This window comes from Kitasatospora sp. NRRL B-11411 (genome assembly GCF_000721345.1).
GTDB lineage: Bacteria > Actinomycetota > Actinomycetes > Streptomycetales > Streptomycetaceae > Kitasatospora > Kitasatospora cineracea.
Genome location: NZ_JOGH01000032.1, coordinates 66,530 through 91,960 on the forward strand (window position 1 = coordinate 66,530; position 25,431 = coordinate 91,960).

The 25,431-nt window shown below is 75.7% G+C and carries 30 protein-coding genes; 15 read left to right on the forward strand and 15 right to left on the reverse strand.

Annotated features, from left to right (window positions below; all coding sequences use genetic code 11):
- Window positions 1-519, forward strand: a complete 519-nt coding sequence (locus IH44_RS0117145) for an isoprenylcysteine carboxyl methyltransferase family protein (protein WP_030460450.1) — start codon at window positions 1-3, stop codon at window positions 517-519.
- Window positions 516-1,547: an NAD(P)/FAD-dependent oxidoreductase gene (locus IH44_RS0117150; protein ID WP_030460451.1), complete on the forward strand. Its 1,032-nt coding sequence runs from the start codon at window positions 516-518 to the stop codon at window positions 1,545-1,547. Before IH44_RS0117145 ends, IH44_RS0117150 begins: the two co-directional genes overlap by 4 nt.
- Here IH44_RS0117150 and IH44_RS0117155 read toward each other — a convergent pair.
- A complete protein-coding gene (locus IH44_RS0117155; protein ID WP_035955396.1) occupies window positions 1,528-2,859 on the reverse strand; it encodes a cytochrome P450 in 1,332 nt (443 codons plus the stop codon). The genes IH44_RS0117150 and IH44_RS0117155 overlap by 20 nt on opposite strands.
- A gap of 118 nt (window positions 2,860-2,977) precedes the next feature.
- Here IH44_RS0117155 and IH44_RS0117160 point away from each other — a divergent pair, with 118 nt between their 5' ends.
- Window positions 2,978-3,190 (forward strand): hypothetical protein, encoded by a 213-nt coding sequence (locus IH44_RS0117160; protein ID WP_369794965.1) that lies wholly within the window; start codon window positions 2,978-2,980, stop codon window positions 3,188-3,190.
- Here the strand turns inward: IH44_RS0117160 and IH44_RS0117165 are convergent.
- A complete protein-coding gene (locus IH44_RS0117165) occupies window positions 3,187-3,993 on the reverse strand; it encodes an ABC transporter permease (RefSeq protein ID WP_030460454.1) in 807 nt (268 codons plus the stop codon). The genes IH44_RS0117160 and IH44_RS0117165 overlap by 4 nt on opposite strands.
- The gene (locus IH44_RS0117170) at window positions 3,990-5,033 is read right to left on the reverse strand and encodes an ATP-binding cassette domain-containing protein (protein WP_051816999.1); all 1,044 of its coding nucleotides are present in this window, start codon (window positions 5,031-5,033) and stop codon (window positions 3,990-3,992) included. The genes IH44_RS0117165 and IH44_RS0117170 overlap by 4 nt, the downstream gene beginning before the upstream one ends.
- A 213-nt stretch (window positions 5,034-5,246) precedes the next feature.
- Here IH44_RS0117170 and IH44_RS42865 point away from each other — a divergent pair, with 213 nt between their 5' ends.
- The 5 genes from IH44_RS42865 (at window position 5,247) to IH44_RS0117195 (ending at window position 10,662) form a co-directional block, all read left to right on the forward strand.
- Window positions 5,247-6,143 (forward strand): hypothetical protein, encoded by an 897-nt coding sequence (locus IH44_RS42865; RefSeq protein ID WP_051817000.1) that lies wholly within the window; start codon window positions 5,247-5,249, stop codon window positions 6,141-6,143.
- A gap of 1 nt (window position 6,144) precedes the next feature.
- Complete coding sequence (locus IH44_RS0117180; RefSeq protein WP_232794976.1) at window positions 6,145-6,702, forward strand: DUF6529 family protein; 558 nt, start codon at window positions 6,145-6,147, stop codon at window positions 6,700-6,702.
- A 136-nt stretch (window positions 6,703-6,838) separates the two neighbouring features.
- Entirely contained in the window at window positions 6,839-8,290 is a 1,452-nt protein-coding gene (locus IH44_RS0117185; protein WP_030460458.1) for a catalase, read from the forward strand.
- A 137-nt stretch (window positions 8,291-8,427) separates the two neighbouring features.
- Complete coding sequence (locus IH44_RS0117190; protein WP_030460459.1) at window positions 8,428-9,447, forward strand: phosphotransferase family protein; 1,020 nt, start codon at window positions 8,428-8,430, stop codon at window positions 9,445-9,447.
- A 3-nt stretch (window positions 9,448-9,450) separates the two neighbouring features.
- Window positions 9,451-10,662 (forward strand): acyl-CoA dehydrogenase family protein, encoded by a 1,212-nt coding sequence (locus IH44_RS0117195; protein WP_030460460.1) that lies wholly within the window; start codon window positions 9,451-9,453, stop codon window positions 10,660-10,662.
- 59 nt (window positions 10,663-10,721) lie between these two features.
- Here the strand turns inward: IH44_RS0117195 and IH44_RS0117200 are convergent, their stop codons facing one another.
- From IH44_RS0117200 to IH44_RS0117210, 3 genes are all read right to left on the reverse strand, one after another.
- Window positions 10,722-11,678: an NADPH:quinone oxidoreductase family protein gene (locus IH44_RS0117200; protein ID WP_030460461.1), complete on the reverse strand. Its 957-nt coding sequence runs from the start codon at window positions 11,676-11,678 to the stop codon at window positions 10,722-10,724.
- On the reverse strand, window positions 11,675-12,451 hold the full coding sequence (locus tag IH44_RS0117205) for an SDR family oxidoreductase (RefSeq protein ID WP_030460462.1): 777 nt from the start codon (window positions 12,449-12,451) through the stop codon (window positions 11,675-11,677). The genes IH44_RS0117200 and IH44_RS0117205 overlap by 4 nt, the downstream gene beginning before the upstream one ends.
- Window positions 12,452-12,519: 68 nt before the next feature.
- Window positions 12,520-13,275 carry an SDR family oxidoreductase gene (locus IH44_RS0117210; RefSeq protein WP_030460463.1) on the reverse strand — a complete coding sequence of 252 codons (756 nt, stop codon included), beginning with the start codon at window positions 13,273-13,275 and terminating at the stop codon, window positions 12,520-12,522.
- Window positions 13,276-13,399: 124 nt separating this feature from the next.
- Between IH44_RS0117210 and IH44_RS0117215 the strand changes: the two genes are divergently transcribed.
- A complete protein-coding gene (locus tag IH44_RS0117215; protein WP_030460464.1) occupies window positions 13,400-14,026 on the forward strand; it encodes a TetR/AcrR family transcriptional regulator in 627 nt (208 codons plus the stop codon).
- Between the two features lie 75 nt (window positions 14,027-14,101).
- The gene (locus IH44_RS0117220; protein ID WP_051817001.1) at window positions 14,102-14,848 is read left to right on the forward strand and encodes a DUF2470 domain-containing protein; all 747 of its coding nucleotides are present in this window, start codon (window positions 14,102-14,104) and stop codon (window positions 14,846-14,848) included.
- A gap of 7 nt (window positions 14,849-14,855) precedes the next feature.
- Here IH44_RS0117220 and IH44_RS0117225 read toward each other — a convergent pair whose 3' ends face one another.
- The gene (locus IH44_RS0117225) at window positions 14,856-15,635 is read right to left on the reverse strand and encodes a VOC family protein (protein WP_030460466.1); all 780 of its coding nucleotides are present in this window, start codon (window positions 15,633-15,635) and stop codon (window positions 14,856-14,858) included.
- A gap of 211 nt (window positions 15,636-15,846) precedes the next feature.
- On the opposite strand from IH44_RS0117225, the gene IH44_RS0117230 reads away from it, so the two are divergent.
- Window positions 15,847-17,052 (forward strand): NAD(P)/FAD-dependent oxidoreductase, encoded by a 1,206-nt coding sequence (locus IH44_RS0117230; protein ID WP_030460467.1) that lies wholly within the window; start codon window positions 15,847-15,849, stop codon window positions 17,050-17,052.
- A gap of 42 nt (window positions 17,053-17,094) precedes the next feature.
- On the opposite strand, the gene IH44_RS0117235 is transcribed toward IH44_RS0117230, so the two are convergent.
- The 5 genes from IH44_RS0117235 to IH44_RS0117255 all read right to left on the reverse strand — a co-directional run bounded on the left by IH44_RS0117235 (window position 17,095) and on the right by IH44_RS0117255 (window position 19,862).
- A complete protein-coding gene (locus IH44_RS0117235; protein WP_030460468.1) occupies window positions 17,095-17,382 on the reverse strand; it encodes a DUF1876 domain-containing protein in 288 nt (95 codons plus the stop codon).
- A gap of 104 nt (window positions 17,383-17,486) precedes the next feature.
- Complete coding sequence (locus IH44_RS0117240; RefSeq protein ID WP_030460469.1) at window positions 17,487-17,711, reverse strand: hypothetical protein; 225 nt, start codon at window positions 17,709-17,711, stop codon at window positions 17,487-17,489.
- 53 nt (window positions 17,712-17,764) lie between these two features.
- Complete coding sequence (locus IH44_RS0117245) at window positions 17,765-18,481, reverse strand: anti-sigma factor (protein ID WP_051817002.1); 717 nt, start codon at window positions 18,479-18,481, stop codon at window positions 17,765-17,767.
- The gene (locus IH44_RS0117250) at window positions 18,478-19,065 is read right to left on the reverse strand and encodes a sigma-70 family RNA polymerase sigma factor (RefSeq protein ID WP_081966932.1); all 588 of its coding nucleotides are present in this window, start codon (window positions 19,063-19,065) and stop codon (window positions 18,478-18,480) included. The genes IH44_RS0117245 and IH44_RS0117250 overlap by 4 nt, the downstream gene beginning before the upstream one ends.
- Window positions 19,066-19,301: 236 nt before the next feature.
- Entirely contained in the window at window positions 19,302-19,862 is a 561-nt protein-coding gene (locus IH44_RS0117255; protein WP_051817003.1) for a hypothetical protein, read from the reverse strand.
- Between the two features lie 210 nt (window positions 19,863-20,072).
- On the opposite strand from IH44_RS0117255, the gene trxA reads away from it, so the two are divergent.
- Window positions 20,073-20,456, forward strand: coding sequence for a thioredoxin (gene trxA, locus IH44_RS0117260; protein ID WP_078914469.1), 384 nt, complete (start codon window positions 20,073-20,075; stop codon window positions 20,454-20,456).
- A 187-nt stretch (window positions 20,457-20,643) separates the two neighbouring features.
- Here the strand turns inward: trxA and IH44_RS0117265 are convergent, their stop codons facing one another.
- Window positions 20,644-21,399: a pirin family protein gene (locus IH44_RS0117265; RefSeq protein WP_030460474.1), complete on the reverse strand. Its 756-nt coding sequence runs from the start codon at window positions 21,397-21,399 to the stop codon at window positions 20,644-20,646.
- 179 nt (window positions 21,400-21,578) lie between these two features.
- Between IH44_RS0117265 and IH44_RS0117270 the strand changes: the two genes are divergently transcribed.
- Window positions 21,579-22,682 carry an exo-alpha-sialidase gene (locus tag IH44_RS0117270; protein ID WP_030460475.1) on the forward strand — a complete coding sequence of 368 codons (1,104 nt, stop codon included), beginning with the start codon at window positions 21,579-21,581 and terminating at the stop codon, window positions 22,680-22,682.
- 36 nt (window positions 22,683-22,718) lie between these two features.
- Here IH44_RS0117270 and IH44_RS0117275 read toward each other — a convergent pair whose 3' ends face one another.
- Window positions 22,719-23,183 carry a MarR family winged helix-turn-helix transcriptional regulator gene (locus tag IH44_RS0117275; RefSeq protein WP_030460476.1) on the reverse strand — a complete coding sequence of 155 codons (465 nt, stop codon included), beginning with the start codon at window positions 23,181-23,183 and terminating at the stop codon, window positions 22,719-22,721.
- 120 nt (window positions 23,184-23,303) lie between these two features.
- Here IH44_RS0117275 and IH44_RS0117280 point away from each other — a divergent pair, with 120 nt between their 5' ends.
- Window positions 23,304-24,086, forward strand: a complete 783-nt coding sequence (locus tag IH44_RS0117280) for a dioxygenase (protein ID WP_030460477.1) — start codon at window positions 23,304-23,306, stop codon at window positions 24,084-24,086.
- Window positions 24,087-24,265: 179 nt separating this feature from the next.
- Complete coding sequence (locus IH44_RS0117285; protein ID WP_030460478.1) at window positions 24,266-24,643, forward strand: hypothetical protein; 378 nt, start codon at window positions 24,266-24,268, stop codon at window positions 24,641-24,643.
- Window positions 24,644-24,657: 14 nt separating this feature from the next.
- Here the strand turns inward: IH44_RS0117285 and IH44_RS0117290 are convergent, their stop codons facing one another.
- The gene (locus tag IH44_RS0117290) at window positions 24,658-25,299 is read right to left on the reverse strand and encodes an NAD(P)-dependent oxidoreductase (RefSeq protein ID WP_030460479.1); all 642 of its coding nucleotides are present in this window, start codon (window positions 25,297-25,299) and stop codon (window positions 24,658-24,660) included.
- Window positions 25,300-25,431 lie beyond the last annotated feature (132 nt).

Sequence of the window (25,431 nt, forward strand, 5' to 3'; positions counted from 1 at the left end):
ATGACCGCCTACACCGTCCTGATCGCGCTGGTCGCCGTGGAGCGGCTGGCCGAGCTGCTGGTCGCCCGCCGCAACGCCGCCTGGAGCCTGGCCCGGGGCGGCGTCGAGTACGGGCGCGGGCACTACCCGGCGATGGTGGCGCTGCACACCGCGCTGCTGGCCGGCTGCCTGCTCGAAGTCCACTTCGCGGCAAGGCCGTTCGTCCCGGCGCTGGGCTGGCCGATGCTCGCGCTGGCGCTGGGTGCGCAGGGGCTGCGCTGGTGGTGCATCCGGACGCTGGGGCCGCGCTGGAACACCCGGGTGATCGTGGTGCCGGGCCTGCCGCTGGTGGCGGGCGGCCCGTACCGGTGGCTGCGGCACCCGAACTACCTGGCGGTGGTGGTGGAGGGCTTCGCGCTGCCGCTGGTGCACACCGCCTGGGCCACCGCGCTCTGCTTCACGCTGCTGGACGCCTGGCTGCTGGCCACCCGGCTGCGCTGCGAGGACGCCGCGCTGACCCGCTGCCGGGTGGCCGCGTGATCGATCTGCTGGTGGTCGGCGGCGGCCCGGCGGGGCTGGCCACCGCGATCCACGCCGCCCGCGCGGGCCTGTCCGCGACCGTGCTGGAGCCGCGGGCGACGCCGATCGACAAGGCGTGCGGCGAGGGCCTGATGCCGGGCGCGGTGCGGGCCCTGGAGCGGCTGGGCGTCGAGGTCGAGGGCCGCCCGTTCGCGGGCATCCGCTACCTGTCCGCGGACGGCGCCCGCACCGCCGAGGCCCGCTTCCGCACCGGCCCCGGCCTGGGCGTGCGCCGCACCGCCCTGCACGCCGCGCTCGCCGCCCGCGCCGACCACCTCGGCGTCCACCGCCTCGCGCTCCGCGCCGACGGCCTGCGGTTCGACCAAAGTGCCGTCAGCGTAGGCGAGTTGACCGCCCGCCACCTGGTCGCGGCGGACGGCCTGCACTCCCCCGTCCGCCGCGCCCTCGGCCTGCACCGCCCCGCCCCCGGGCGGCTCCCGGCCCGCTACGGGCAGCGGCGGCACTTCGCGGTCCGGCCGTGGAGCGAACTGGTCGAGGTGTACTGGTCGCGGCACGCGGAGGCGTACGTGACACCGGTCGCGGACGGGACGGTCGGGGTGGCCGTGCTGGGCAGCGAGCGGCTCCCGTTCGACCGCCAACTCGCCGCCTTCCCCGCCCTGTCGGCGCGGCTCGGCGACGCTCCCCCGGCCGGCCCGGTACGGGGCGCGGGCCCGCTGCGGCAGCGGGCCGCGGCCAGGGTGCACGGCCGGGTGCTGCTGGTCGGCGACGCGGCCGGCTACCTGGACGCCCTCACCGGCGAGGGCGTCGCGCTGGCCCTGGCCTCCGCCGAGGCCGCCGTCCGCTGCCTGGCCGCCGGCCGCCCCGCCGCCTACGAGCGGGCCTGGCACCGCGCCACCCGCCCCTACCGCCTGCTCACCGCCGCCCTGCTGGCCGCCCGCCACCACCCGCGGCTCGGCCCGCGGATCGTCCCGCTGGCCGCCGCCCTCCCCCCGGCCTTCGGCGCCGCAGTCAACCTGCTGGCCCGCTGACCCGCTCGGACAGCAGCATCGGCTGCGGCCCGGGCGACAGCACCAGCCGGGGCACCGGCCGCACCGGGCCCGCCCCCGCGGGGCGCAGCCGCCACCGGCCAGCGACGGTGGCCAGCGCCAGCGTCGCCTCGGTCAGTCCGAACCGGTCACCCGGGCACCGCGTCGCCCCGGAGCCGAACGGCAGGTACGCGCCCCGGGGCAGCTCGCCCGCGAACCGGTCCGGGTCGAACCGCCCCGGGTCCGGGAAGAGCTCGGGCCGGCGCTGCAGCAGGTACAGGCAGCAGACCACCAGGGCCCCGGCGGGCAGCCGGACCCCGGCGAGCTCGGTGGGCCGGGTGGTGGTGCGGCTGATCGCCCAGGCGGGCGGGTAGAGCCGCAGGGTCTCGCTGATCACCCGTGCGGTGTAAGGGAGTTGCGACAGGTCCTGCCAGCGGGCCGGCGCCCCGGCCGGTCCGGCGTCGACCTCGGCGTGCAACGCCCTTTCCACGTCCGGGTGTTCGGCCACCAGCCGGAGCGACCAGGCCAGCGCGGAGGAGGTGGTCTCGGCCCCGGCCAGCACCAGGGTGGCGACCTGGTCGGCGAGTTCGCGCTCCCCGAGCGGCCGGCCGTCCTCGTCGCGGGCGGCCAGCAGCAGCGAGAGCACGTCGCCGCGGTCGATCCCGCGGGCCCGGTAGTCGGCGATGATCGCCGCCACTCCGGCGTGCCAGGTGGCCAGCGCCCGCCGGTGGGTGCGCCGCGCCGGAGTGGGCAGCAGGTCGGCCGCGGGCAGCACCACCCGCCGGTAGATCCCGCGCAGCAGCACGTCCAGCGCCCCGCGCAGGGCCTCCGCGGCCCGCGGCTCCAGCCCGGCCGAGAACAGGGTGCGCACGGCCACGGCGGTGGTGAGCCGGAACGCCTCGTGGGTGACGTCGACGACCTGCCCGGCCCGCCACCCCGCGGTGAGCGCCGCGGTCTCGTCCGTCATCGCCGCCGCGTAGTGCGGCAGCAGCGCGTGCTGGAAGGCGGGCTGCACGATCCGGCGCAGCCTGCGGTGGTCGGCGCGCGGGCAGGAGGCCAGCCCGTTGCCGAGGAACGCCCGGATCTTCGCGTACAGCGGCCCCGTCCGGTCGTACCCCGCCCGGTCGGCCAGCACCTGCTGCACCAGTTCCGGCGCGCTGACCACGTACATCTCGCGCGGCCCGACCCGCACCCGGACCGGGTCGCCGCAGCCGGGCAGCGTGTCGAGGAAGGCCAGCGGCCGCGAGAGCAGCGCGGGCAGGTGCCCCAGCAGCGGCACCCCGCCGGGGGCGGTGACGGGTCGGTCGGTGCGCACGGACGACCACGATACGTGGTTGCGCGGGCACGGAGGGCGACACCGGCGGGCCGTTGCGCGCCGGGCGCGGGACACTGGAGTCATGAGCGAGTCCGGAGACATATTCCACCCGCCGGTCGTGGTCCGCCCGCCGACCCGCGGGGAGCGGCCGTACCGGCGGGTGGAGATCTACGGGCGGACGGTGGGGCGGGCGACCGGCCCGGCGGACGTGGTGGAGCTGATCCGGCACGCGGGCGTCGCCGAGCCGGACCTGGACGACCCGGACCTGGTGGCGTGGCGGGGCGGCGACCGCACGGTGTGGGCACACGTTGAGGAGCAGGCGGAAGGCTAGACGGCGCGGCGGTAGAGCCAGACGCCGAGCGGGGCGAACGCGGCGATGATGCCGGCGTCCCAGGCCAGGGCCTGCCAGACCTGGGTGCCGACCGGGCCGCCGATCATCAGGGCGCGGACGGCCCCGGCGGTGATGGTGACGGGCTGGTGGTTGGCGAAGACCTGGAGCCAGCCGGGCATGGTCGCGGTCGGGACGAACGCCGAGGAGGCGAAGACCAGCGGCGCGAGGACGGGGAAGGCGGCGGCGGTCGCGGTCTCCGGGTCGCCGACGGCCAGGCCGACCACGGCGAAGACCCAGGACATGGCGAGCCCGAAGGCCAGCACCAGCAGCGCGCCGCCGAGGAACGCCCAGACGCCGTTGTGGATCCGGAAGCCGACCAGGAAGCCGACGCCGGTCATCAGCGCGACCACGAACACGTTCCGGGCCAGGTCGGCGGTGGTCCGCCCGGAGAGCACCGCGGAGCGGGCCATCGGCAGCGAGCGGAAGCGTTCCATCAGCCCGGTCTGCAGGTCGCCGGCCAGGCCGATCGCGGTGTTGACCGCGCCGAACGTGACGACCTGCACGAACACGCCGGGCATCAGGTAGTCGACGTACGAGACGCCGTGCAGGGCCGCGCCGACCACCCCGCCGAAGACGTAGCGGAACATCAGCACGAAGACGATCGGCTGCACGGTGGAGAAGATCAGCAGCCGCGGCACCCGGCGCAGCGCGATCAGGTTGCGCCCGGCGACGGCCAGCCCGTCCCGGACCGGGGCGAGCAGGCGGTCGGCGAGCGGCGGGTGCAGGGGGACGGCGACGGTCATGACGGCGGGCCTCCTCCGGCGGACGGCGGAGCCGATGGCGGGGCGGGCGGCTCGGCGGGGGGAGACGCGGCAGCGGCGGGCGGCGGGGCGGTGCGGTGGCCGGTGAGGGCGAGGTAGACGTCGTCGAGGCTGGACTCGCGGACGGCGATGGTGCGCGGGGCGAGCCGTTCCGCCTCGAGCGCGCGCAGGACGTCCATCAGCAGCAGCGAGCCGTCCGTGCTGGGCAGGCGCAGCACCGCGCCGTCGCGTTCGGGGGCGTGCCGGAGGCGGTCGGCGAGCAGGGCGGCGGCGCGGGTGGCGCGCGGGTCCTCGCCCATGCCGAGTTCGAGGACGGTGGTGCCGAGCCGGGCCTTGAGGGCGTGCGGGCTGTCGTCGGCGACCACCCGTCCCTCGGCGAGGACGGCGACCCGCTGGGCGAGCCGGTCGGCCTCCTCCAGGTACTGGGTGGTGAGCAGCACGGTGGTGCCCTCGGCGACGAGTTCGCGGATCAGTTCCCACAGCGCGGTGCGGCTCTGCGGGTCGAGGCCGGTGGTAGGCTCGTCGAGGAACAGCACGGGCGGTTCGGGGACGAGCGCGGCGGCGACGTCGAGCCGGCGGCGCATGCCGCCGGAGTAGGTGCGCACGGGCCGGTCGGCGGCCGCCGTCAGGTCGAAGCGGGCCAGCAGGTCGGCGGCGCGCGGGTCGCGGCGGCGGCGGGGCAGTTGGGTGAGCCGGCCGATCAGCCGGAGGTTCTCCCGGGCGGTCAGGTTGGGGTCGACGGCGGCGTACTGCCCGGCGAGCCCGATCAACCGGCGGACGGCGGCGGGGTGCGCGACCACGTCGGTGCCGAGCACCTCGGCGCGGCCCGCGGTGGGCCGGATGATCGTGGTGAGGATCCGGATGGCGGTGGTCTTGCCCGCGCCGTTCGGGCCGAGCAGGCCGAACACGGTGCCGGGCGGGACGGTGAAGTCGACGCCGTCCAGGGCGACGAGGTCCTTGAAGCGCTTGCCGAGCCCCTGGACCCGGATCGCGCTGCCGGTTCCGGCCGGCTGGGTGGTCATGGGCGCCCCCTCGGGCGAGTGGTACCACTCCAGTGTCCGCCCGCCGGGACGGGGGGCGAAGCGGGCGCGGGCCGGGCCCGGGGGCGGCGCGCGGGTGGGCCTTCCGGGGCAACGGGGTCCCCCCTGGTGCGGAGCGGCCCGGCTCTGGAGTGGCCGGGCGGCGGGCGGCGGGGGTGGATGGTCTCCAGTGCCGCGCCGTCCCCTGGAGCCCCGATGCCCCGCACCCGCCGTGCTGCCGCCGCCCCGCCGTCCCGCACCCGCCGAACCGCCGCCGTCCTGGCGGCGCTGTCGCTGTCCGCGCTCTCGGCCGCGGGCTGCGCGGCGTCGCCGGACCTGAGCGCCCCGCCCGCCGCCGAGTCCTCGGCCGCCGCCGTCCCGGTCGTCGACTCCGGCCCGCCGGTGTCGGCGTTCGCCAGCACGGCGGGCACCCGCGTCTCGCTGGCCAGCGCGGGCAGCCTGGGCCCGATCCTGGTGGACGCGCAGGGCCGCACCCTGTACCTGTACGGCGCGGACACCACGGTGCACGCGAGCTGCCTGGACGAGTGCGCGAAGTCCTGGCCGCCGGTGACCACCCCGGGCTTCCCGCTGGCCGGCCCGGGCGTGGACGACGGGCTGCTGGGCGCGGCGGCGCTGCCGGACGGGACCGCGCAGGTGCTGTACAAGGGCCACCCGCTGTACCGCTACACCGGCGACCACGGGCCGGGCGAGACCGCCGGGCACACCGTGGCGGGCCCCGGCGGCACCTTCTACGCGGTCACCTCGCTGGGCGACCCGGTCGGCGTCGACATCGCCACGCTGCGCGGTGCGGGCGGCGCGGTGCCGAGCCCGGGCGCGAGCGCGGGTGCCAGTGCCAGTGCCAGTGCCGGTGCCAGTGCCCAGCCGGATGCGGCGGCGAGCGCGAGCGCGGCCCCGGCCGCTCCGGCCGACCCGGGCGCCCAGGCCCAGGCCCAGGCACCGGCGCAGACCCCCGCCGCCCAGGCCCCGGCCGTCCAAACCCCCACGCAGGCTCCCGCCCAGCCCCCCGCCGACGGCGCGGGCGCGGCAGCGGGAACGGACGGCAGTGGCGGTGGCGGTGCCCCGGCCGGTGACGACGGTTCGCAGGAGGGCTGAGGTGGCGGGTCGTCACCGTCCGGACCGGGGTGGGTCGGCCGTGCTGCCGGTGCTGGCGCTGGTCGCGCCGCTGGCGGTCTCGCTGGGGCTGCTGTGGTTCGGGCGGGCGCACGTGCCGGATCCGGGGCGGAGCCTGTTCGGGGCGTCCGGCGAGGACGCGCTGCGGTTGAAGTCGTGGCTGGGGACGGCGCTGCTCGGGCTGGCGCTGGTGCAGGTGCTGCTGGCGCTGGGGATGTACCGGCGGGGCCCGGCGGCGCGTCCGGTCCGGCGGGCGCACCGGGTGGGCGGCTGGCTGGCGTTCGCGCTGTCGCTGCCGATCGCCCAGCACTGCCTGCTGGCGTACGGGGTGCAGTTCACGGACGTCCGGGTGGGCGTGCACTCGGCGGCGGGGTGCTTCCTGTACGGGGCGTTCGCGGCGAAGGTGCTGCTGGTGCGGCGCGGCGGGCTGCCCGGGTGGGCGCTGCCGGTGGCGGGCGGGGCGCTGTTCTGCGCGGTGGGGGTGCTGTGGTGGGCGGCGGCGCTGTGGTTCCTGAACGGGTACTCCACGCCGTGGTTCTGAGGGTCCGGCGGGCGGGGCGCTGCGGTTGTGGGCGGGGCGGGCCGGTGTTCGAGTGGAGGGCAGTCGCGGTGGACGACCCTCGCCGCCGCGCGGTCACGGCGCCCCGGCCGGGGGTGCCAGAGGAGGATTCCCCCCGATGTCGCAGCACGTTCCCTTCACCACGAACAACGCGGGTGTCCCGGTCGAGAGCGACGAGCACTCGCTGACGGCGGGCCCGGTCGGCCCGGTCCTGCTGCACGACCACTACCTGATCGAGAAGATGGCCCAGTTCAACCGGGAGCGGGTGCCCGAACGGGTCGTGCACGCCAAGGGCAGTGGCGCGTACGGTTCCTTCGAGGTGACGCAGGACGTCAGCCGGTTCACCGTGGCGGACCTGTTCCAGCCGGGCAAGCAGTGCGAGATGCTGGCCCGGTTCTCCACCGTGGCGGGTGAGATGGGGTCGCCGGACACCTGGCGCGACCCGCGCGGCTTCGCGCTGAAGTTCTACACCGAGCAGGGCAACTACGACCTGGTCGGCAACAACACGCCGGTGTTCTTCGTCCGCGACCCGATCAAGTTCCAGGACTTCATCCGCTCGCAGAAGCGGCGCCCGGACAACGGGCTGCGCGACCACGACATGCAGTGGGACTTCTGGACGCTCTCCCCGGAGTCGGCGCACCAGGTGACCTGGCTGATGGGCGACCGGGGCATCCCGCGGACCTGGCGGCACATGGACGGCTTCTCCTCGCACACCTACCAGTGGGTGAACGCGGACGGGGAGCGGTTCTGGGTGAAGTACCACTTCAAGACGGACCAGGGCATCGAGTTCCTCCCCCAGGCGGAGGCGGACCGGCTGGCGGGCGCGGACGGCGACTACCACCGGCGCGACCTGTTCGAGGCGATCGAGCGCGGCGAGCACCCGTCCTGGACGCTGCACGTGCAGGTGATGCCGTTCGACGAGGCGTGGGACTACCGGTTCAACCCGTTCGACCTGACGAAGGTGTGGCCGCACGGCGACTACCCGCTGATCGAGGTCGGCCGGTTCACCCTGAACCGCAACCCGGAGGACCACTTCGTCCACATCGAGCAGGCCGCGTTCGAGCCGTCCAACCTGGTGCCGGGCATCGGGGTGTCGCCGGACAAGATGCTGCTGGGGCGGATCTTCTCCTACCCGGACACCCACCGGTACCGGATCGGGCCGAACTACGCCCAGCTGCCGCCGAACCGGGCGCACGTGCCGGTGCACTCGTACAGCAAGGACGGGCCGATGCGGTTCGACTCGGCGCGCACCGCCCGGCCGTACGCGCCGAACTCGTACGGCGGGCCGGCCGCGGACCCGTCGCTGTGGGGCGGGGAGATCGGGTGGGACGTGGCGGGGCGGATGGTGCGCGAGGCGTACCCGCTGCACCGGGAGGACGACGACTGGGGGCAGGCCGGGACGCTGGTGCGGGAGGTGCTGGACGACGCGGCGCGCGACCGGCTGGTGGCGAACATCGCCGGGCACCTGCAGGACGGGGTCTCGGCGCCGGTGCTGGAGCGGGCCCTGCAGTACTGGCGCAACGTGGACCGGGACCTCGGCGACCGGGTCGCCGCCGCCGTGGCCCGCTGACGCGCCCCGCGCGCACCGCCCGTCCGGGACGCCGTTCCGGACGGGCGGTGCGCTGCCGCTCGTTGACAAGTGCCGCCGCCGGGCCGATCCTAAGCAAGCGCTTAGTCAGTACGTTCCGACCCCTGCGAGGTGCCCCGATGACCACCGCTGCTCCGCCCGGCCTGGACCTGGAGAGGCTGCGCGCCCACCTGGACACCGCCCTGCCGGCGCCCGTCGCAGGGCCGCTCACCGCGCGGATGTTCGAGGGCGGCCGCTCCAACCTGACCTATCTGGTCGAGGACGGCGCCTCCCGGTGGGTGCTGCGCCGCCCGCCGCTCGGGCACGTGCTGGCCACCGCGCACGACATGGGCCGCGAGTACCGGGTGCTGGGCGCGCTGGCCGGGACGGCCGTGCCGGTGCCCCGGCCGGTGCTGCTGGTCGAGGACACCGCGGTGATCGGCGCGCCGTTCTACCTGATGGAGTACGTGCCGGGCACCGCGCACCGGGACGCCGAGGTGCTGGCCGCGCTCGGCGAGGACCGGGTGCACGCGCTGGGGGTGCGCCTGGTGGAGACCCTGGTCGCCCTGCACGCACTGGACCCGGACGCGGTGGGCCTGGCCGGCTTCGGCCGCCCCGAGGGCTTCCTGGAGCGCCAACTGCGGCGCTGGGGAAAGCAGTTGGACGCCTCCCGGAGCCGCGAGGTACCGGGCGTGGACGAGCTCCACCGCCGCCTCGCCGACACCCTGCCCGCCTCGCCCGCCGCCACCCTGGTGCACGGCGACTACCGGCTCGACAACGTCCTGGTGGACGACCGGGACCGGATCACCGCCGTCCTGGACTGGGAGATGTCCACCGTCGGCGACCCGCTCACCGACCTGGGCCTGCTGGTGATGTACACCGAACTGGCCCGCCGCTTCGACGGGTTGCTGCCCGGTGCGGCCCTCGCCCCCGGCTTCCCCGGCACCGCCGAGCTGGTCCGCCGCTACGCGGACGCCTCCGGCCGGGACGTCTCCGGGCTCGGCTGGTACGTCGCCTTCGCCTCCTTCAAGCTGGCGGTCGTCCTGGAGGGCATCCACTACCGCTACACCCGGGGCGGCACCGTCGGCGCGGGCTTCGACCGGGTCGGTGAACTGGTGCCGCTGTTCGTGGAGTTCGGACTCGAATCGCTGGAGGGCTGAGGAATGGACTTCGGGTACGACGCCAGGACGACCGAGCTGCTCGGCGAACTCGGCGCCTTCATGGACGAGTTCGTGTATCCGGCCGAACCGGTGCTGGCCGCCCAGCTCGCCGACCCGGCCCGCGCGCCGTGGTCGGTTCCGCCGGTGGTCGGCGAGTTGCGGGCCGCCGCGAAGGCCCGCGGCCTGTGGAACCTCTTCTTGCCGGGGGAGCTCGGGGCCGGGCTGACCAACCTGCAGTACGCGCCGCTGGCCGAACTCACCGGCCGTTCCGTCCTGTTGGCCCCGCCCGCGCTCAACTGCGCGGCCCCCGACACCGGCAACATGGAGCTGCTCGCCCAGTTCGGCTCCCCCGAGCAGCGCGAGCGCTGGCTGCGACCGCTGCTGGACGGCACGATCCGCTCCGCCTTCGCCATGACCGAGCCCGAGGTGGCCTCCTCCGACGCCACCAACATCACCACCCGGATCGAGCGCGACGGCGACGAGTACGTGGTCAACGGCCGCAAGTGGTACATCACCGGGGCGATGAACCCGGACTGCAAGGTCTTCATCGTGATGGGCAAGACCGACCCGGCCGCCGAGGCCCACCGCCAGCAGTCGATGGTCCTGGTCCCGCGCGACACCCCGGGTGTGCAGGTCCTGCGCGGCATGCGGGTGTTCGGCTACCCGGACGAGGACCACGGCGGCCACGCCGAGATCCTGTTCGAGGACGTCCGGGTCCCGGCCGCGAACCTGATCGGCGAGGAGGGCGGCGGCTTCGCCATCGCCCAGGCCCGGCTCGGGCCCGGCCGGATCCACCACTGCATGCGCGCCCTCGGCATCGCCGAACGCGCCCTGGAACTGACCTGCCGCCGGGTCAACTCCCGGGTGGCGTTCGGCCGTCCGCTCGCCGACCAGGGCGTCGTCCAGGACTGGATCGCCGAGGCGCGGGTCCGGATCGAGCAGGCCCGGCTGCTGGTGCTGAAGACCGCCTGGCTGATGGACACCGTCGGCAACCGGGGCGCCCACACCGAGATCCAGGCAATCAAGATCGTCGTGCCGTCCGCCGTCGAGTGGATCCTCGACAAGGCCGTCCAGGCCCACGGCGCGGCCGGCGTCAGCCAGGACACCCCGCTGGCCCAGCTCTGGGCCGGCAACCGCACCCTCCGCCTGGCCGACGGGCCCGACGAGGTCCACAAGCGCTCGCTGGCCCGGCGCGAACTGCGCAAGCACCGCTGAGCGGGCGGGCCCGTGGGGGCCCGGCGTCCGTGCGCCGGGCCCCCACGGGCGGCGGGCGGTCAGGGCAGCAGGGTGAGGCGGCCGGTGGTGGTGCCGGCGGCGAGGTCGTGGACGGCGGTGGCCGCGGACTCCAGCGGGAGGCGGGCGGAGACCAGCGGGCGGGGGGCGAGGGCGGTGAGCGCGGCGTGGCAGGCCCGGACGGCGGCCGGGTCGCGGGTGGTGTACAGGCCCCAGTGCAGGCCGAGCAGCGAGTAGTTCTTGACCAGGGCGTGGCCGAGCGGCGGGGCCGGGATCTGCCCGGAGGCGAAGCCGACCAACACGATCCGGCCCTCGAAGGCCACGCACTTGGTGGAGCCGGTGAAGGCGGGGCCGCCGACCGGGTCGAAGACCACGTCGGCGCCGCGGCCGCCGGTGGCGGCCCGGACGGCGGCGGCGAAGTCCTCGGCGTGCCGGTCGACGACCAGGTCGGCACCCAGGTCGGCCGCGACCCGGGCCTTCTCCGGGCCGCCGACCACGGCGATGACGAACGCCCCGGCGGCCTTGCCGAGTTGGACGGCGGCGCTGCCGACGCCGCCGGCCCCGGCGTGCACCAGCAGGGTCTCGCCGGGGGCCAGCCGGGCCCGGCGGTGCAGCGCGAACCAGGCGGTCTGGTAGGCGAGGTGGAACGCGGCGGCCTCGGCGTCGTCCAGGTGGCCGGGGGCGGGCAGCGCGCCGGCCGCGTCCATCAGGGCGTACTCGGCGAACGCCCCGGCGGGCAGTTCGGCGGTGCCGATCAGGCGTTCGCCGGTGCGCGGGCCCTCGGCGACCTCGCCGCAGAGTTCCACGCCGGGGGTGAACGGCAGCGGCGGGCGGACCTGGTACTGCCCGGCGGCCATCAGCGCGTCGGGGAAGTTGACGGCCGCGGCCCGGACCCTGACCAGGAGCTGTCCCGGTCCGGGGACCGGGCGGTCGGCGTCCTCGACCAGCTTCATCACGTCCAGCGGCGCGCCGAGTTCGGTGATCTGCCAGGCTCTCATCGGGCCTCCGGGGCGGTGGGGAGGGTCTCGATCCGCTGCTGCAGCCGGTTCATGCCGTGCAGCCAGCGGTCGGGGGTGGTGGCGCGGGCCGCGTACTGCCCGGCGGTCTCGGGGTGCGGGAGGATCAGGAACTCGTCCGCGGCCATGCCGCGCAGGGCCGCGGCGGCGGCGTCGGCGGGGTCGATCGCGGTGGGCGCGAGCAGCACCCGCCCGTGCGGGCCGGTGCCGTCCAGCATCCGGGTGCGCACGCCCTGCGGGCACAGCGCGTGCACCCGCAGGCCGCGGTGCCGGTACGTCGCGGCGAGCCACTCGGCGTAGGCCAGCGCGCCGTGCTTGGTGACGCTGTACGGGGCGGAGCCGAGCATGGTGAGCAGTCCGGCGGCGGAGACGGTGGCCAGGAAGCGGCCGGTGCCGCGCTCCAGCCAGTCGGGCAGCAGCAGGCGGGTGGCCCGGACGTGGCCGAGCACGTTGACCTGCCAGGCCAGTTCCCACGCCTCGGGGGTGGCGTCGGGGCCGCCGGTGGTGGCGACGCCCGCGTTGGCGCAGTACAGGTCGATCGCGCCGAGCCGGGCCCGGGCGGCGTCGACCAGGGCGGCGACGCCCTCCTCGCTCGCGGCGTCGCCGGCGGCGGCGTGCCCGCCGATCTCGGCGGCCACCGCGCGGGCCGCACCGGCGTCGAGGTCGTTGACCACCACCCGGGCGCCGGCCGCGGCCAGGGCCCGGGCGAGGGCGGCGCCGATGCCGTGCCCGGCGCCGGTGACGACGGCCCCGATCCCGGCGAACTGCCGCTCGGTGTCGGGGAGTTCGGGCCGCCCCTGGTCGGCCCGGCCGGCGGGCCCGGTCACAGGCCGGCGCCGAGGGTGACGCCGCCGTCGATGACCAGGGTCTGGCCGGTGATCCAGCCGGCGTCCGCGGAGAGCAGGAAGCAGACCGCGCCGGCCACGTCCTCGGGCAGGCCGAGCCGGCCGAGCGGGTAGGCGCGGGCGACCTTCTCCTCGCGGCCCGCGTAGAGCGCCTCGGCGAACTTGGTCTTGACCACGGCGGGGGCGACCGCGTTGACCCGGACGTCCGGGCCGAGTTCGGCGGCGAGCTCGGTGGTGAGGCGGATCAGCGCGGCCTTGGAGACGCCGTACATGCCGATGCCGGTGGAGGCGCGCAGGCCCGCGATGGAGGCGACGTTGACGACGGCGCCGCCGTGCTCGCCCATCCAGGCGGCGTGGGCGCGGCGGGTCCAGGCCAGCGGGGCGAGCACGTTGACGGCGAGGATCTTGGCCGCGACGCCCGGGTCGGTGTCCAGGACGGGGCCGTGGACGGGGTTGATGCCGGTGTTGTTGACCAGCAGGTCGAGGCGGCCGTAGGTCTCCAGGACGGTGGCGACGGCCTCCTCCTGGTGCGCGGCGTCGTCGGACTTCCCGGCGACGGCGATCGCGTGGCCGGGCCCGCCGAGCGCCTGGACGGCCTCGTCCAGGGTCTCCTTGGTGCGGGCGGTGAGGCAGACCTTCGCCCCGCGCCGGACCAGTTCCTCGGCGATGCCGAACCCGATGCCCCGGCTCGCGCCGGTGACCACGGCCACCTTGCCCTCGAACGACACTGCCATCGTCGTACCTCGTACCTCTCGGATCGGATGTGACTAAGCGCTTGCTTAGCATCTTTGCGGCGGGCGACACTGTCAACAGCCCGGCCCGCCGGGCCGCGCCGAACCGTCTGGGAGGATTGACCCCATGACCGACCCAGCGACCGCCGCGCTCTGGCCCGGGGAGCGCACCGAGGCCGCCCGGCGGCTGCTGCTGGCCGCCGTGGACTCCTTCGCCCGCCGCGGCTACCACGCCACCACCACCCGGGACATCGCCACCGCCGCCGGGATGAGCCCGGCCGCGCTGTACATCCACTACCCGTCCAAGGCCGCGCTGCTCGCCGAGATCTCCCGCACCGGCCACCGGGCCACCCTGGAGCTGGTGGAGCGGGCCGAGGCCGCCGGGTCCGACCCGGTGGAGCGGATGCGGGCGCTGGCCGAGTCCTTCACCGTCTGGCACGCCCGCGGCCACACCGTCGGCCGGATCGTCAACCACGAGCTGCACGCGCTGCCCGAGGAGGACTTCGCGGCCGTCGCCGAGCTGCGGATCCGGATCGAGGAGACGGTGCTGCGGATCATCGCGGACGGGGTGGCGCAGGGCCTGTTCCACGTCCCGGACCAGCGCACCGCGGCCCGCGCGGTCACCTCGCTCGGCATCGACGTCTCGCGCTGGTACACCGAGCGCAGCAGCGAGTCCCCGGAGGAACTGGGGCGCCGGTACGGGCAGCTGGTGCTGCGGATGCTGGGCGCGCCGGCCGGGCGGACCGGGGACTGACGGCACCCCGGCGCTGGACTGCCGACCCCCTTGTTGATTAGGTTAGCCTTACCTAAATCACAAGGAGGCTTCCTCGTGCTGCCCCAGCCCGCCCGCCGCCCCTCCCCCGCCGAACGCGCCCGCACCCTGCTGGAGTTCGCCTCCTCGGCGGTGCTGGACGTCCGCGGCGCCGACCTCACCGCCCGCCCCGGCCTGCCCCCGCAGGTCGCCTGCGCGCTGCGGCCGGACGGCTCGGTGGCGGTCCTGGTCGGCCGCGAGTCCGCCCTGCACCGGATCACCGCGCCGGCCCGCGGCCCGCTCACCGCCGAACTCGACTGCGTGGACGTCGCCCCCGTCGCCGTCCCGCACCGGATCCGCGGCCGCCTCGGGGTCCAGGGCCTGCTCACCCGCTCCCCCGGCGAGAGCGCCACCGCGCTGTTCCCGCACCGCGACGGCGTGCTGCTCCGGCTGACCCCCGACCACCTGGCCCTGGACGACCTCTGGGGCTCCGAGTGCTGCCTCGACCCGGACGCGCTCACCACCGCGGCCCCCGACCCGGTGGCCGCCGAGGAGGCCGGACTCCTCCAGCACCTGGCCGCCGCCCACGCCGACCAGCTCCTGCTGCTCGGCGCCGGCGCCCTGGCCGGACGCCCCGACGGCCCGCCGGGCCGCCTGCGCGAAGTGCGCCCCGTCGCCCTGGACCGCCACGGCCTGCGGATCCGCCTGCTCGGCGACGCCGGCACCCTGGACGCCCGCTTCGACTTCCACCGCCCGGTCACCCGCCCCGACGACCTGCCGGAGGCCATGCACCGGCTCTTCCTGCCCGCCCGGACCGGCTTCTAGCCGCGGATCACGGCCCGAGCACCGAGAAGTGGCCGCCCTCCGCGTCCGCCAGCCGGGCCACCCGGCCGTACGGGGAGTCGGCCGGGCCGTCCAGGACGCGGCCGCCGAGGGCGGTGGCGCGGCGGGCGGCGGCGTCGGTGTCGGGGACGGAGAAGAAGACCTCCCAGTGCGGGGCGAGGTCCTTGGCGGCGCGCAGCGCGGCGACGCTGCGGTCCTCGGAGCGCAGCACCACCCGTTCGTGCTCGTAGCGGACCTCGAACCGCGCCGGGTCGCGGTCGTCCCAGCGGAACACCTCGCCGTAGAAGAGCGCGGCGGCGAACGGGTCGGCGGTGCGCAGTTCGATCCAGGCGGGGGCGCCGGGCTCGGCGGTCCAGGGGGCGTCGCCGGGGCGGGCGTCGGCGGGTTCGCCCTCCCAGATGCCGAAGGTCGCGCCGAACGGGTCGGCGGCCAGCGCGACCCGGCCGGCGTCGAAGGCGAGCGGGCCGACGGCGAGGGTGCCGCCGCGCTCGCGGACGCCGTCGGCGGCCCGGTCGGCGCTCTCGATGCCGAAGTAGGTGGTCCAGGCGACCGGGCGCTCCCAGTCGGTGCCGAGCTCGCTCAGCCCGGCCACCTCGACGCCGTCGACCACCGCGCGCAGGTACGGGCCCCAGCGGTCCGGTCCGGGGACGAACTCCCAGCCCAGCAGCGGCCCGTAGAAACCCTGGGCGGTCGGCAGGTCACGTGCTGTCAGGCCGACCCAGCACGGCACCGCGGGCACGCAGCGCACCGTGGCCGTTCGCTCCACCATCCCGCGGGCTCCCTTCGCCGCTCCGCCGGCCGGTCGGCCGGACCCGCCCCAGCCTAGGTCCGTGCCCCCGCCGGAACGTGGTCCGCCTCGCGGGCGAATCCCGGTGGCGACGGGGCGACGACCGGCGCGGGTCCCCCGGTCGGGCGTGTGGCGGTGCCAAGGTCGGGCAGGACGGCTACGAGGGAACGCCGCTGTGGGAAGGACGTGGGACATGGACACCGGGATCGTGATCGTCGGGGCGAGCCTGGCCGGGGCGAAGGCCGCCGAGGCGCTGCGCGCGGAGGGCTACCGGGGGCCGGTCACCCTGGTCGGCGACGAGGCGGAGCGCCCGTACGAGCGGCCGCCGCTGTCCAAGGGGTACCTGCTCGGCAAGGACGAGAAGGAGAAGATCTACGTCCACCCCGCCGACTGGTACGAGCAGCACGAGGTGGTGCTGCGGCTGGGCACCGCGGCCACCGCGATCGACCCGGCCGGGCACACCGTGACGCTGGAGGGCGGGGAGCGGCTGCCGTTCTCGAAGCTGCTGCTGGCCACCGGTTCGGCGCCGCGCCGGCTGCCGGTGCCGGGCGGGGACGGGGACTTCGTGCGGACGCTGCGCCGGGTCGGCGACAGCGAGCAGTTGCGGGCCGCGTTCCGGCCCGGCGCCCGGGTGGTGGTGGTCGGCGCGGGCTGGATCGGGCTGGAGGCGGCCGCGGCGGCCCGCACCGCCGGGGCGGAGGTGACGGTGCTGGAGGCGGCCGAGCTGCCGCTGCTGCGGGTGCTGGGCCGGGAGGCCGCGCAGGTCTTCGCCGACCTGCACCGGGCGCACGGCGTCGACCTGCGGTTCGGCGTGAAGGTCGAGGAGTTGCGGGCGGACGGGGTGCGGCTGGGCGACGGCAGCACCGTCCCGGCGGACGTGCTGCTGGTCGGCGTCGGCATCTCCCCGAACACGGCGCTGGCCGAGAACGCGGGCCTGACCGTCGACAACGGGGTGCGCACCGACCAGCACCTGGCCACCTCGCACCCCGACGTGTTCGCGGCGGGCGACGTGGCGAACGCCTTCCACCCGCTGTTCGGCAGGCCGATCCGGGTCGAGCACTGGGCGAACGCGCTCAACCAGCCCGCGGTGGCGGCCGCTTCGATGCTCGGCAAGGCGGCCGTGTACGACCGCGTCCCGTACTTCTTCACCGACCAGTACGACCTGGGCATGGAGTACACCGGCTACGCGGAGCCGGGCGGCTACGACCGGGTGGTGTTCCGGGGCGACGTCGCCGGGCGGGAGTTCATCGCGTTCTGGCTGTCCGGCGGGAAGGTGCTGGCCGGGATGAACGTCAACGTCTGGGACGTCACCGACCCGATCCGCGAACTGGTGCGCTCCGGGCGGGCCGTGGACCCGGAGCGGCTGGCCGACCCGGCGGTGCCGCTCGACGAGCTCTGACCGGGGGCGCGGTCCGGCCGGGCCGGGTCGGGTCGGGCCGGGTCAGGTCACGTCGCGCCACATCAGCGGGGCGGTCGGGTCGGCGGTGGGCTGCGCGACCTCCTCGTGGGCCTTGGTGAGCAGTTGCATGGCGAGGTCGTTGAGCGCGCGGGCCCCGGCGACCTCCTCGCCGACCCGCAGCTGCGGGCTGTCGTCGTGGTGCCGGGTGGAGTAGCCGTGGCCGCGCAGTTCGCTGCCGTCGGCGAGGCGGACCAGCGCGGCCGCCTTGGTGCGGTCGCCGTCCTCCTCGAACTCCATCTCGATGTGCCATCCGACCAGGGTCCTCATCATGGCCGCCACCTCCCGGGTGGGTACGGGGTGTTCGGGTCGTCGGGGCCGGTCCGGCCCCTTCCAGGGTGCGACGGGCGGGCCGGGGCGGCCAGGCGGGGGCGGGGTCAGCAGCGGCTGAGGCCGGTCCGCTCGGGGTCGGTCGGCGGTTCGCCGACCACCTCGCCGTCGTCCTCGTCGACGAGTCCGTCGGCAGGTCCGTCGGCGGGCCCGTCGCAGGGTTCGCGGCCGGTCTCGGTGTGCACCACCCGCACCGGGTGGTGCGGGTCTTCCTGGTGGACGATCCGCTGCGGTCGGCCGCAGCGCGGGCAGAGCAGGGGGATCTGGTTCATGGCCGCTGTCCACGCGCCCCGCGGCGGGCAGTTCCCGGGCCCGCGTGGCCTCCTCACTCCCAGTGTGCCGCGAAGTGCGCCGCACCGGCCCGGTCGGCGGGCTGGACCGGGACGGTGACCAGCACCGACGTCCCGGCGCGGACCTCGAAGCGGGCGATCGCGGCCGGGGCCAGCCCGCTGCCGCCCGCGGTGCGCAGCCCGGTGGTGGCGCCGTAGCCGGTCGGCGGGACGGTCCAGGTGGTGACGGTCTGCCGGGTGCCGTCGGCGCCCACGGCCACCAGCTCGCAGGTCTGCGGGCCGGGGACGTGCCCCAGGTCGAGGGTGATCCGGCTGCCCCAGGGCGCGGGGTCGACGCCGACCGTGGCGGACACCCCGGTGGCCGGGTCGGTGGCGCTGAACTGCTGTGCGGCGGAGGCCACTTGGCCGGCATCGACGACCGCCCAGGTGATCGCGGGCCCGCCCAGCGCGAGGACCGCCGCGACGGCCGCCAGCACCAGCCGCCGCACCCGGGCCCGCCGCCGCTCGCCGGCCACCCGGCCGAGCAGCCGCTCGACCGGCTCCGGCCCGTCCTCCTGCGGGGTGCGCACGTCGGCGGCGAGTTCGGCGAGCAGCGCGGTGGTGGGGGCGAGTTCGGCGGCCTCGGCGGTGCAGCGCGGGCAGTGCGCGAGGTGCTCGGCGAACCGGGCCGCGCGGTCGGGTTCGAGCACGCCGAGCAGGTGCGCGCCGAGGTCGGCGTGCGGGTCCTCCGGACGGTCCGGGACGACGGTCATCGGGTCTCACCCCGTTCCTCCAGCGCGAGCCGCAGGGCCCGCAGGGCGTAGTGCAGCCGGGACCGGACGGTGCCGGGCGGCACGCCGAGGACGGCGGCGGCCTCGGTGGCGGTGCGGCCGCGCAGGTAGGTCTCGGTGATCGCGGCGCGGTGCGCGGCGGACAGCGAGTCGAGCGCGTCGGTGAGCGTCATCAGCCGCAGCGCGCGGTCGAGTTCGTCCTCGGCGACGGGGGCCTCGGCGTCCGGGAGCCGGTCGAGCGCGCTCTCCGGGACCTCCCGGGGGCGGGCCCGGGCGCTGCGGTGGCCGTCGATGACGATCCGGCGGGCGACGGTGGCCAGCCAGGGCCGCAGGCTGCCGCGGGCCGGGTCGAGCCGGTCGAGGTGGCGCCAGGCGCGCACCAGGGTCTCCTGCACGACGTCCTCGGCGCGCTGCCGGTCGCCGCCGACCAGGTGCAGCACCAGCCCGTACAGCGGCCCGGCGTGCTCCCGGTACAGGGCGCGCATCAGCCGGTCCTCGGCGGCGGGGTGTCCGGTGCTTCGGGGGCCGGTGCTGCGGGGGCCGGTGCTGCGCGGGGGGTCGGCCACGGCGCCATCCTCGCGCGCGGGCTCTCAAGTCCGGGGCGGCTCGTGTCGATAACCGTTGCGGGGGTGCGGCTCGGGCGCCAGCGCCGCACCCCCTCTGCCTCTGCCGGCAGTTCTCCCCGGTGCGGCCCGGTCCCGCGCTCCACGGCCCGTTCCCTCCCCTCCCGTCTCGTCCCGTCCTGGTGTCGTCCCGTCCTGCGCCGTTCCGTCCTGCACCGTTCCGTCCCGGCGCCGGGCGCTCAGTAGCCGCCGCCGGACGGCGTGCTGGGCATGCCGCCGCCGGCGGGCATCGCCTTGTCGCCGGTCGGGGTGGCCGCGAACCAGGTGCCGTCGACGCCCTGGCCCTTGGTCTCGCCGGGCTTGGTGTCGGGGGCGTAGCGGTACAGCGGCCAGCCGTTGAGGGTGAGTTGGTGGCTGCCGTCGGGGCGGGTGACGGTGGAGACCAGCTTGGCGTCGATGCCCTTGAGGTCGGCGCTGCCGCTGCCGTTCGCCAGTTCGGGCGGCCACAGACTGGCGCAGGCGTCGGTGCAGTGGGTGGCCGGGGGGTTGCTGGTGTCCTGGTCGAAGCGGTACAGGGTGAAGCCCTGGCCGTCGGTGACCAGGGTGCCGAGGGTGGCGTCGTGCCCGGTCATCAGGGTGCCCTGGCTCTGTCCGGGGTTGCCGGTGTGGCCCGCGGAACTGCTGCTGCTTCCGCCGCCGCTGCTGCCGCAGCCGGCGACCAGGGCCGCGGCGGCCAGGGCGCCGGCGGCGAGCAGGGTGAGGCGGCGGCCGCTGGGGGCCGTCCGGCCGGTGGTGGTCATCGGGGTGCTCCCGTCCGGGAGGGTGCGGTCCGGTCGTCCCGCCCGGCCCGCGGCCCGCGGGCCGGGGTTCGACCGGTTCGCCCGGGGGTACGTACGGCGGGTCCCGGGCGTTCACGTGCCCGTGGCCCCCGGAATAGTTCCGCAGGTGGCGGGGTTGTGCGGGGCGAAGGGCCCGATCGGCGGGGCCAGGTCTGCGAGAGGCAGGTGGCGATGATGAGCACGGTGGAATTGACCAAGGACAACTTCGACGAGGTGGTCCAGGGCGAGGACGGCAAGGGCTTCGTCCTGATCGACTTCTGGGCGGCCTGGTGCGGCCCCTGCCGCCAGTTCGCGCCGGTCTTCGAGCGTGCGTCCGAGAAGCACGGGGACATCACCTTCGCGAAGGTCGACACCGAGGCCCAGCAGGAGCTGGCCGCGGCGTTCGACATCCGGTCGATTCCGACCCTGGCGATCATCCGCGAGGGCGTCCTGGTCTTCGCCCAGCCCGGAGCGCTCCCCGAAGCCGCCCTGGAGAACCTGATCGACCAGGCCCGGAAGCTCGACATGGCCGAGGTCCACGCCGGCGTCGAGGCCAAGAAGGCCGCCCAGAACTGACCGCCCCCGCAGGGCAGTTGCCCTGACGGCCACGCGGCACCCGCAGTACCCACGACACCTGGGGCACCTGCGGCACCCGAAAAGGGGCGCCCGGAGATCCACTTCTCCGAGCGCCCCTTTCGGCTGCCCGTCCGGTGCGGACACGGCGGAGGCCCGCCGGGTGGGCGGGCCTCCGAGGGGTGGGGGGTCAGTTGAGGGCGGCGGTCATTTCCCACTGGAGGAGTTCGGCGCCCTCGGGGCCGGCGGTGACGCGCTGGCCTTCGGCGGCGGTGATGCGCAGGGCGTCGCCCTGGTGGAGGAGGCCGGCGCCTTCGACGGCGGCTTCGCCGCGGGCGACGTAGAGGTGGACGAAGGGGGCGGTGGCGAGTTCGAGGGTCTCGTCGGGGCGCAGGCGGGCGACGTGCAGGGCGGCGTGCTTCTGCCGGATGCCGATGGCTCGCTGGTCGGCGTGCTTGGCCATGCCGGAGGCGAGGGTGGTCCAACCGCCCCGGGTGAGCTGGTCGTTGATGTCGAGCTGCTCGTAGCCGGGGGCGATGCCGGCGGTGTCGGGGATGGTCCACATCTGGATGAAGTGGACCGGATCCCGGTGGGCGGGCTCGCCGGTGAGCGTCCAGGAGTCGTTCTTCTCGCTGTGCAGGATGCCGCTGCCGGCACTCATCCGCTGGGCCAGGCCCGGGTAGATGACGCCGTTGTGGCCTTCGGAGTCCTGGTGGACCAGGCCGCCGTCGAGCACCCAGGTGATGATCTCCATGTCCCGGTGCGGGTGGGTGTCGAAGCCGGTGCCGGGGGCGACGGTGTCGTCGTTGGAGACCAGCAGCAGGCCGAAGTGGGTGTTGGCCGGGTCCCAGTGGTGCGAGAACGAGAAGGAGTGCTTGGAGTCCAGCCAGCCGGCGCGGGTGTGGTAGCGCTCGTCGGCGCGGCGCAGGTCGATCGTGGATGCCATCGGGGGCCCTCCTCCGTCGGGGACGTGCACGGTGTCGTCCACCATGTTGTTGAATCGTAAACCATTCGGAGGGCGGCAGGCATTCCCCGGCCGCTCGGCGCGGTGGCGTGCGGGTGTCAGTGGCCGGGAGCACACTGCTTCGGGACCGCGTACGACCGAGTCTCCGGGTGGGTTCGACGATGAACGATGTACGGGATGCACGGGATGTCCTGCTGGCCGTCGGCACGCAGAAGGGCCTGTTCCTGGGCCGCAGTTCGGACCGCGGGAGGTGGGAGTTCAGCGGGCCGCACTTCCAGATGAACGCGGTCTACGCGGTGGGCATCGACCGCCGCGGCGGCCGCACCCGGCTGCTGGTCGGGGCGGACAGCAGCCACTGGGGCCCGTCGGTGTGGTGGTCGGACGACCTGGGCGCCAGCTGGCAGGAGCCCGCGCGGCCCGCGGTGAGGTTCCCCGAGCGGACGGGCGCCTCGCTGGAGCGGGTGTGGCAGCTGCAGCCGGCCGGCGAGGAGGCCCCGGGCGTGGTGTACGCGGGCACCGAGCCCGCCGCGCTGTTCCGCTCCGCCGACGGCGGCGAGAGCTTCGAACTGGTCGACGCACTGTGGGACCACCCGCAGCGCGAGCACTGGGGCGCGGGCTTCGGCGGCCAGGGCATGCACACGATCCTCACCGACCCGCGCGACCCGGACGCGCTGCTGGTCGCGGTCTCCTCCGGCGGCGCGTACCGCAGCGCGGACGGCGGGGCCAGCTGGGAGCCGTCCAACACCGGCATCCGCACCGACTTCCTGCCCGAGCGGTTCCCCGAGTTCGGCCAGTGCGTGCACAAGATCGCCCGGGACGCGGTCGACCCCGACCGGCTGTACCTGCAGAACCACGGCGGGGTCTACCGCAGCGACGACGCCGGGCGGACGTGGAAGTCGGTCGCCGACGGCCTGCCCGCCGACTTCGGCTTCGGCGTCGCCGCGCACCCGCACGACCCGGACACCGCCTACCTGTTCCCGCTGGACGCCGACTACGCCCGGCTGCCCGTCGACCGCCGCTGCCGGGTCTTCCGGACCACCGACGCGGGCGACACCTGGCAGCCGCTGGACGCCGGGCTGCCCACCGAGCAGCACTACGGCGTGGTGCTGCGCGACGCCCTGTGCACCGACGACGCCGACCCGGCGGGCGTCTACTTCGGCAACCGCAACGGCGAGGTGTACGGCTCCCCCGACGGCGGCGAGCACTGGTCGCTGCTCGTCTCGCACCTGCCGGACGTGCTGTGCGTGCGGGCCGCGGCGCTCTGATCCGCGGGCCCCGCGGCGCCCGCGGGCCGGGCCGGCTCAGGAGTCGGCGGCCCGCAGGCGGTCGCTGACGGTGCCCAGGACGTCGGCCAGGGCGGCGAGCTGCTGCGGGGTGAGCACGTCGATCAGCGCCTCGCGGACGGCGGCGACGTGCCCCGGGGCGGCGGCCCGCAGCGCCGCCCAGCCCTGGTCGGTGAGCTCGGCGAAGACGCCGCGCACGTCGCTCGGGCAGGAGCGGCGGCCGACCAGGCCGGCCTTCTCCAGCTGGGTGACCTGGTAGGTGAGGCCGCTCTTGGAGGTGACCAGGCGGTCGGCCAGGTCGGTCATCCGCAGCGAGCCGCCGGGGGCGGCGGACAGCTGCACCAGGATCTCGTACTGGGTGTGGGAGAGCCCCGCGTCCTCCTTGAGCTGGCGCTCCAGCCGGCGGGCGACCAGGTTGGTGGCCGCGACGAACCCGCGCCAGGCGGCCATCTCGGTTTCGTTGAGCCAGCGGGGTTCGTCCATGCCCGCAGTCTACTCCGGTTGTTCAAATTCGAACTCGGGTGTACCTTCGGAGCCACAAGGTTCAAATTTGAACTACAGGTCGGCAGCCGCCGGCGGCCCCGGCACCAGGAGGACGGACCCATGAGCACCCCCACCACCGAGCGCATGCCCGCCCTCTACCTCTCGCACGGCGCGCCCCCGCTCGCCGACGACCCGGTCTGGCCCGGCGAACTCGCCGCCTGGTCCGCCGACCTGCCCCGCCCCAAGGCGATCCTGATGGTCTCCGCGCACTGGGAGGAGGCCCCGCTGGCGATCGGCGCGGTGCGCACCCTCCCGCTGGTCTACGACTTCTGGGGCTTCCCCGAGCACTACTACCAGGTGCGGTACGCCGCCCCCGGCGCGCCCGAGCTCGCCGAATCCGTCCGCAAGCTGCTGCGCGCCCCCGGCACCCCCGTGCAGGACGTGCCGGACCGCGGACTCGACCACGGCGCGTACGTCCCGCTGGTCGAGATGTACCCGGACGCGGACATCCCCGTCCTGCAGGTCTCCCTCCCCACCCTCGACCCGCAGCAGCTCCTGGAGATCGGCCGCAAGCTCGCCCCGCTGCGCGACGAGGGCGTGCTGATCGTCGGCTCCGGCTTCTTCACCCACAACCTGCGCGCCCTCTCCCCCGACGGCCGGATCACCTCCGTGATGGCCGAGTTCGACGACTGGGGCCGCCGCGCCCTGGACGCCCGCGACCTCGACGCCCTGCTCGACTTCGAGCACAAGGCCCCCGCCGGACGCCTCGCCCACCCCCGCACCGAGCACTTCGCCCCGCTCTTCGTCACCCTCGGCGCCGGCGAGTCCGACCTCGGCGCGCAGCGCAGCGTCATCGACGGCTTCTGGATGGGCCTGGCCAAGCGCTCGATCCAGCTGGGCTGACGGCGGGGGCCCCTCCTGCCCGGGCTCGTCCTTACGCGTCCTTTCCGTGCCGTCCGACAGAATGCGGACGGTGGACCGGCGGACCGGCGGTCGGTGAACCGGCGGACCGGTGGTCGGTGGGCCGGTGGACCGGTGGACCGGTGGGCCGGTGGTCGAGCGGAAGGCGGGAGGTGGGAGCGATGGCCAGGGCGCGGTACTGCCTGGCCCTGATGGTCGTCGGCTGGGCGGGCAGCTGGGTGGCGCTGCGGTCCGAGGAGAACGTGCAGGGGGTGCTGAAGCACTGCCTGGACAGCCCCGGCCTCCCCTGGTACGCGCTGCTGCTGGCCTGGGCCGGGCCGGTGCTGAGCCTGGCCGCCTCCGGCTGGGCGGTCCGGCTGGCGCTGCGGACGCTGCGGGAGACCAGCCGGCCGATCAGCGCCGGGCGCGGGCTGCTGTTCGTGGCGCTGCCCGCGGCCCTGCTGATCGGGGTCTTCCAGGGCGTCGTCCTCGAGGACGGGCAGACGTACCGCGGGGCGCAGCGGAGTCCCTGTGTGGGGGCCGCGGCGGTCCTCCGGTAGCGCCCGCGGCGGCGTCAGTAGGCGCAGGTGAAGCGTTCGCCGTGGTGGGCGGGGTGCTCGAGTTCGTCGACCAGGGCGACGGCGAGGTCCGGGAGGGAGAGGGTGGACAGGCCGTCCGGGGTCTCCACCAGGGCGTCGGTGTCGGAGCGGTAGGCGCCGGTGCGCTCGCCCGGCAGCAGGCTCTGCGGCGGGCTGAGCACCGTCCAGTCGAGGTCGCGGACGGTGCGCAGGTAGTCCAGGGCCCGGCCGTGGGCCCGCATCAGCTCGAACTGACGCGGCGTCACCGCCGGGTCGTCCCACAGCGGCGTGCCCGCCGCGGTGGTGAGACTGCCCGCGCTGCCGACCACCAGCAGGCGCGGGGCCGCGTCCGCGAGCTGCCGCAGCCCCGCGACCAGCGCGTGCGCGGCGGGCTCCACCAGCCGCCCCCGGCCGGGGCCGTCCCCACCGCCGACCGCGCTCACCAGCGCCTGCTGCCCCTCCGCGACCCGGGCCACGTCCGCCGGATCCAGCACGTCCCCGCGCTCCACCCTGATCGCCAGCCCCTGGTACTCCTCCGGCCGCCGCACCACCGCCGTCACCAGGTGCCCCCGCGCCAGCGCCTCGGTCACCACGCACCGGCCGATGCCGCCGTTCGCTCCGATGACCGCGATCCGCATGCTCGACCAGCCTCGCTCTCCGCGTCCGGGAATCCGACGTTTCATCAGAACACGCGGACGCCGGGTGGGGTGGGAGGCCGCCGGGCGGGGTGCGGGGGCGCCGGGCGGGGCGTGGGGCGGGAGCCGCTGCGC

Bases quoted from the DNA above. Each gene is read 5' to 3' on its own strand.
- IH44_RS0117280 (WP_030460477.1), top strand. From the start codon at position 23,304: ATGAGCACCCCCACCACCGAGCGCATGCCCGCCCTCTACCTCTCGCAC.
- IH44_RS0117225 (WP_030460466.1), bottom strand. From the start codon at position 15,635: ATGGTGGAGCGAACGGCCACGGTGCGCTGCGTGCCCGCGGTGCCGTGC.
- IH44_RS0117195 (WP_030460460.1), top strand. From the start codon at position 9,451: ATGGACTTCGGGTACGACGCCAGGACGACCGAGCTGCTCGGCGAACTC.
- IH44_RS0117275 (WP_030460476.1), bottom strand. From the start codon at position 23,183: ATGGACGAACCCCGCTGGCTCAACGAAACCGAGATGGCCGCCTGGCGC.
- trxA (WP_078914469.1), top strand. From the start codon at position 20,073: ATGATGAGCACGGTGGAATTGACCAAGGACAACTTCGACGAGGTGGTC.
- IH44_RS42865 (WP_051817000.1), top strand. From the start codon at position 5,247: ATGCCCCGCACCCGCCGTGCTGCCGCCGCCCCGCCGTCCCGCACCCGC.
- IH44_RS0117215 (WP_030460464.1), top strand. From the start codon at position 13,400: ATGACCGACCCAGCGACCGCCGCGCTCTGGCCCGGGGAGCGCACCGAG.
- IH44_RS0117240 (WP_030460469.1), bottom strand. From the start codon at position 17,711: ATGAACCAGATCCCCCTGCTCTGCCCGCGCTGCGGCCGACCGCAGCGG.
- IH44_RS0117165 (WP_030460454.1), bottom strand. From the start codon at position 3,993: ATGACCGTCGCCGTCCCCCTGCACCCGCCGCTCGCCGACCGCCTGCTC.
- IH44_RS0117200 (WP_030460461.1), bottom strand. From the start codon at position 11,678: ATGAGAGCCTGGCAGATCACCGAACTCGGCGCGCCGCTGGACGTGATG.
- IH44_RS0117185 (WP_030460458.1), top strand. From the start codon at position 6,839: ATGTCGCAGCACGTTCCCTTCACCACGAACAACGCGGGTGTCCCGGTC.
- IH44_RS0117210 (WP_030460463.1), bottom strand. From the start codon at position 13,275: ATGGCAGTGTCGTTCGAGGGCAAGGTGGCCGTGGTCACCGGCGCGAGC.
- IH44_RS0117170 (WP_051816999.1), bottom strand. From the start codon at position 5,033: ATGACCACCCAGCCGGCCGGAACCGGCAGCGCGATCCGGGTCCAGGGG.
- IH44_RS0117190 (WP_030460459.1), top strand. From the start codon at position 8,428: ATGACCACCGCTGCTCCGCCCGGCCTGGACCTGGAGAGGCTGCGCGCC.
- IH44_RS0117265 (WP_030460474.1), bottom strand. From the start codon at position 21,399: ATGGCATCCACGATCGACCTGCGCCGCGCCGACGAGCGCTACCACACC.
- IH44_RS0117230 (WP_030460467.1), top strand. From the start codon at position 15,847: ATGGACACCGGGATCGTGATCGTCGGGGCGAGCCTGGCCGGGGCGAAG.
- IH44_RS0117235 (WP_030460468.1), bottom strand. From the start codon at position 17,382: ATGATGAGGACCCTGGTCGGATGGCACATCGAGATGGAGTTCGAGGAG.
- IH44_RS0117245 (WP_051817002.1), bottom strand. From the start codon at position 18,481: ATGACCGTCGTCCCGGACCGTCCGGAGGACCCGCACGCCGACCTCGGC.
- IH44_RS0117290 (WP_030460479.1), bottom strand. From the start codon at position 25,299: ATGCGGATCGCGGTCATCGGAGCGAACGGCGGCATCGGCCGGTGCGTG.
- IH44_RS0117145 (WP_030460450.1), top strand. From the start codon at position 1: ATGACCGCCTACACCGTCCTGATCGCGCTGGTCGCCGTGGAGCGGCTG.
- IH44_RS0117270 (WP_030460475.1), top strand. From the start codon at position 21,579: ATGAACGATGTACGGGATGCACGGGATGTCCTGCTGGCCGTCGGCACG.
- IH44_RS0117255 (WP_051817003.1), bottom strand. From the start codon at position 19,862: ATGACCACCACCGGCCGGACGGCCCCCAGCGGCCGCCGCCTCACCCTG.
- IH44_RS0117285 (WP_030460478.1), top strand. From the start codon at position 24,266: ATGGCCAGGGCGCGGTACTGCCTGGCCCTGATGGTCGTCGGCTGGGCG.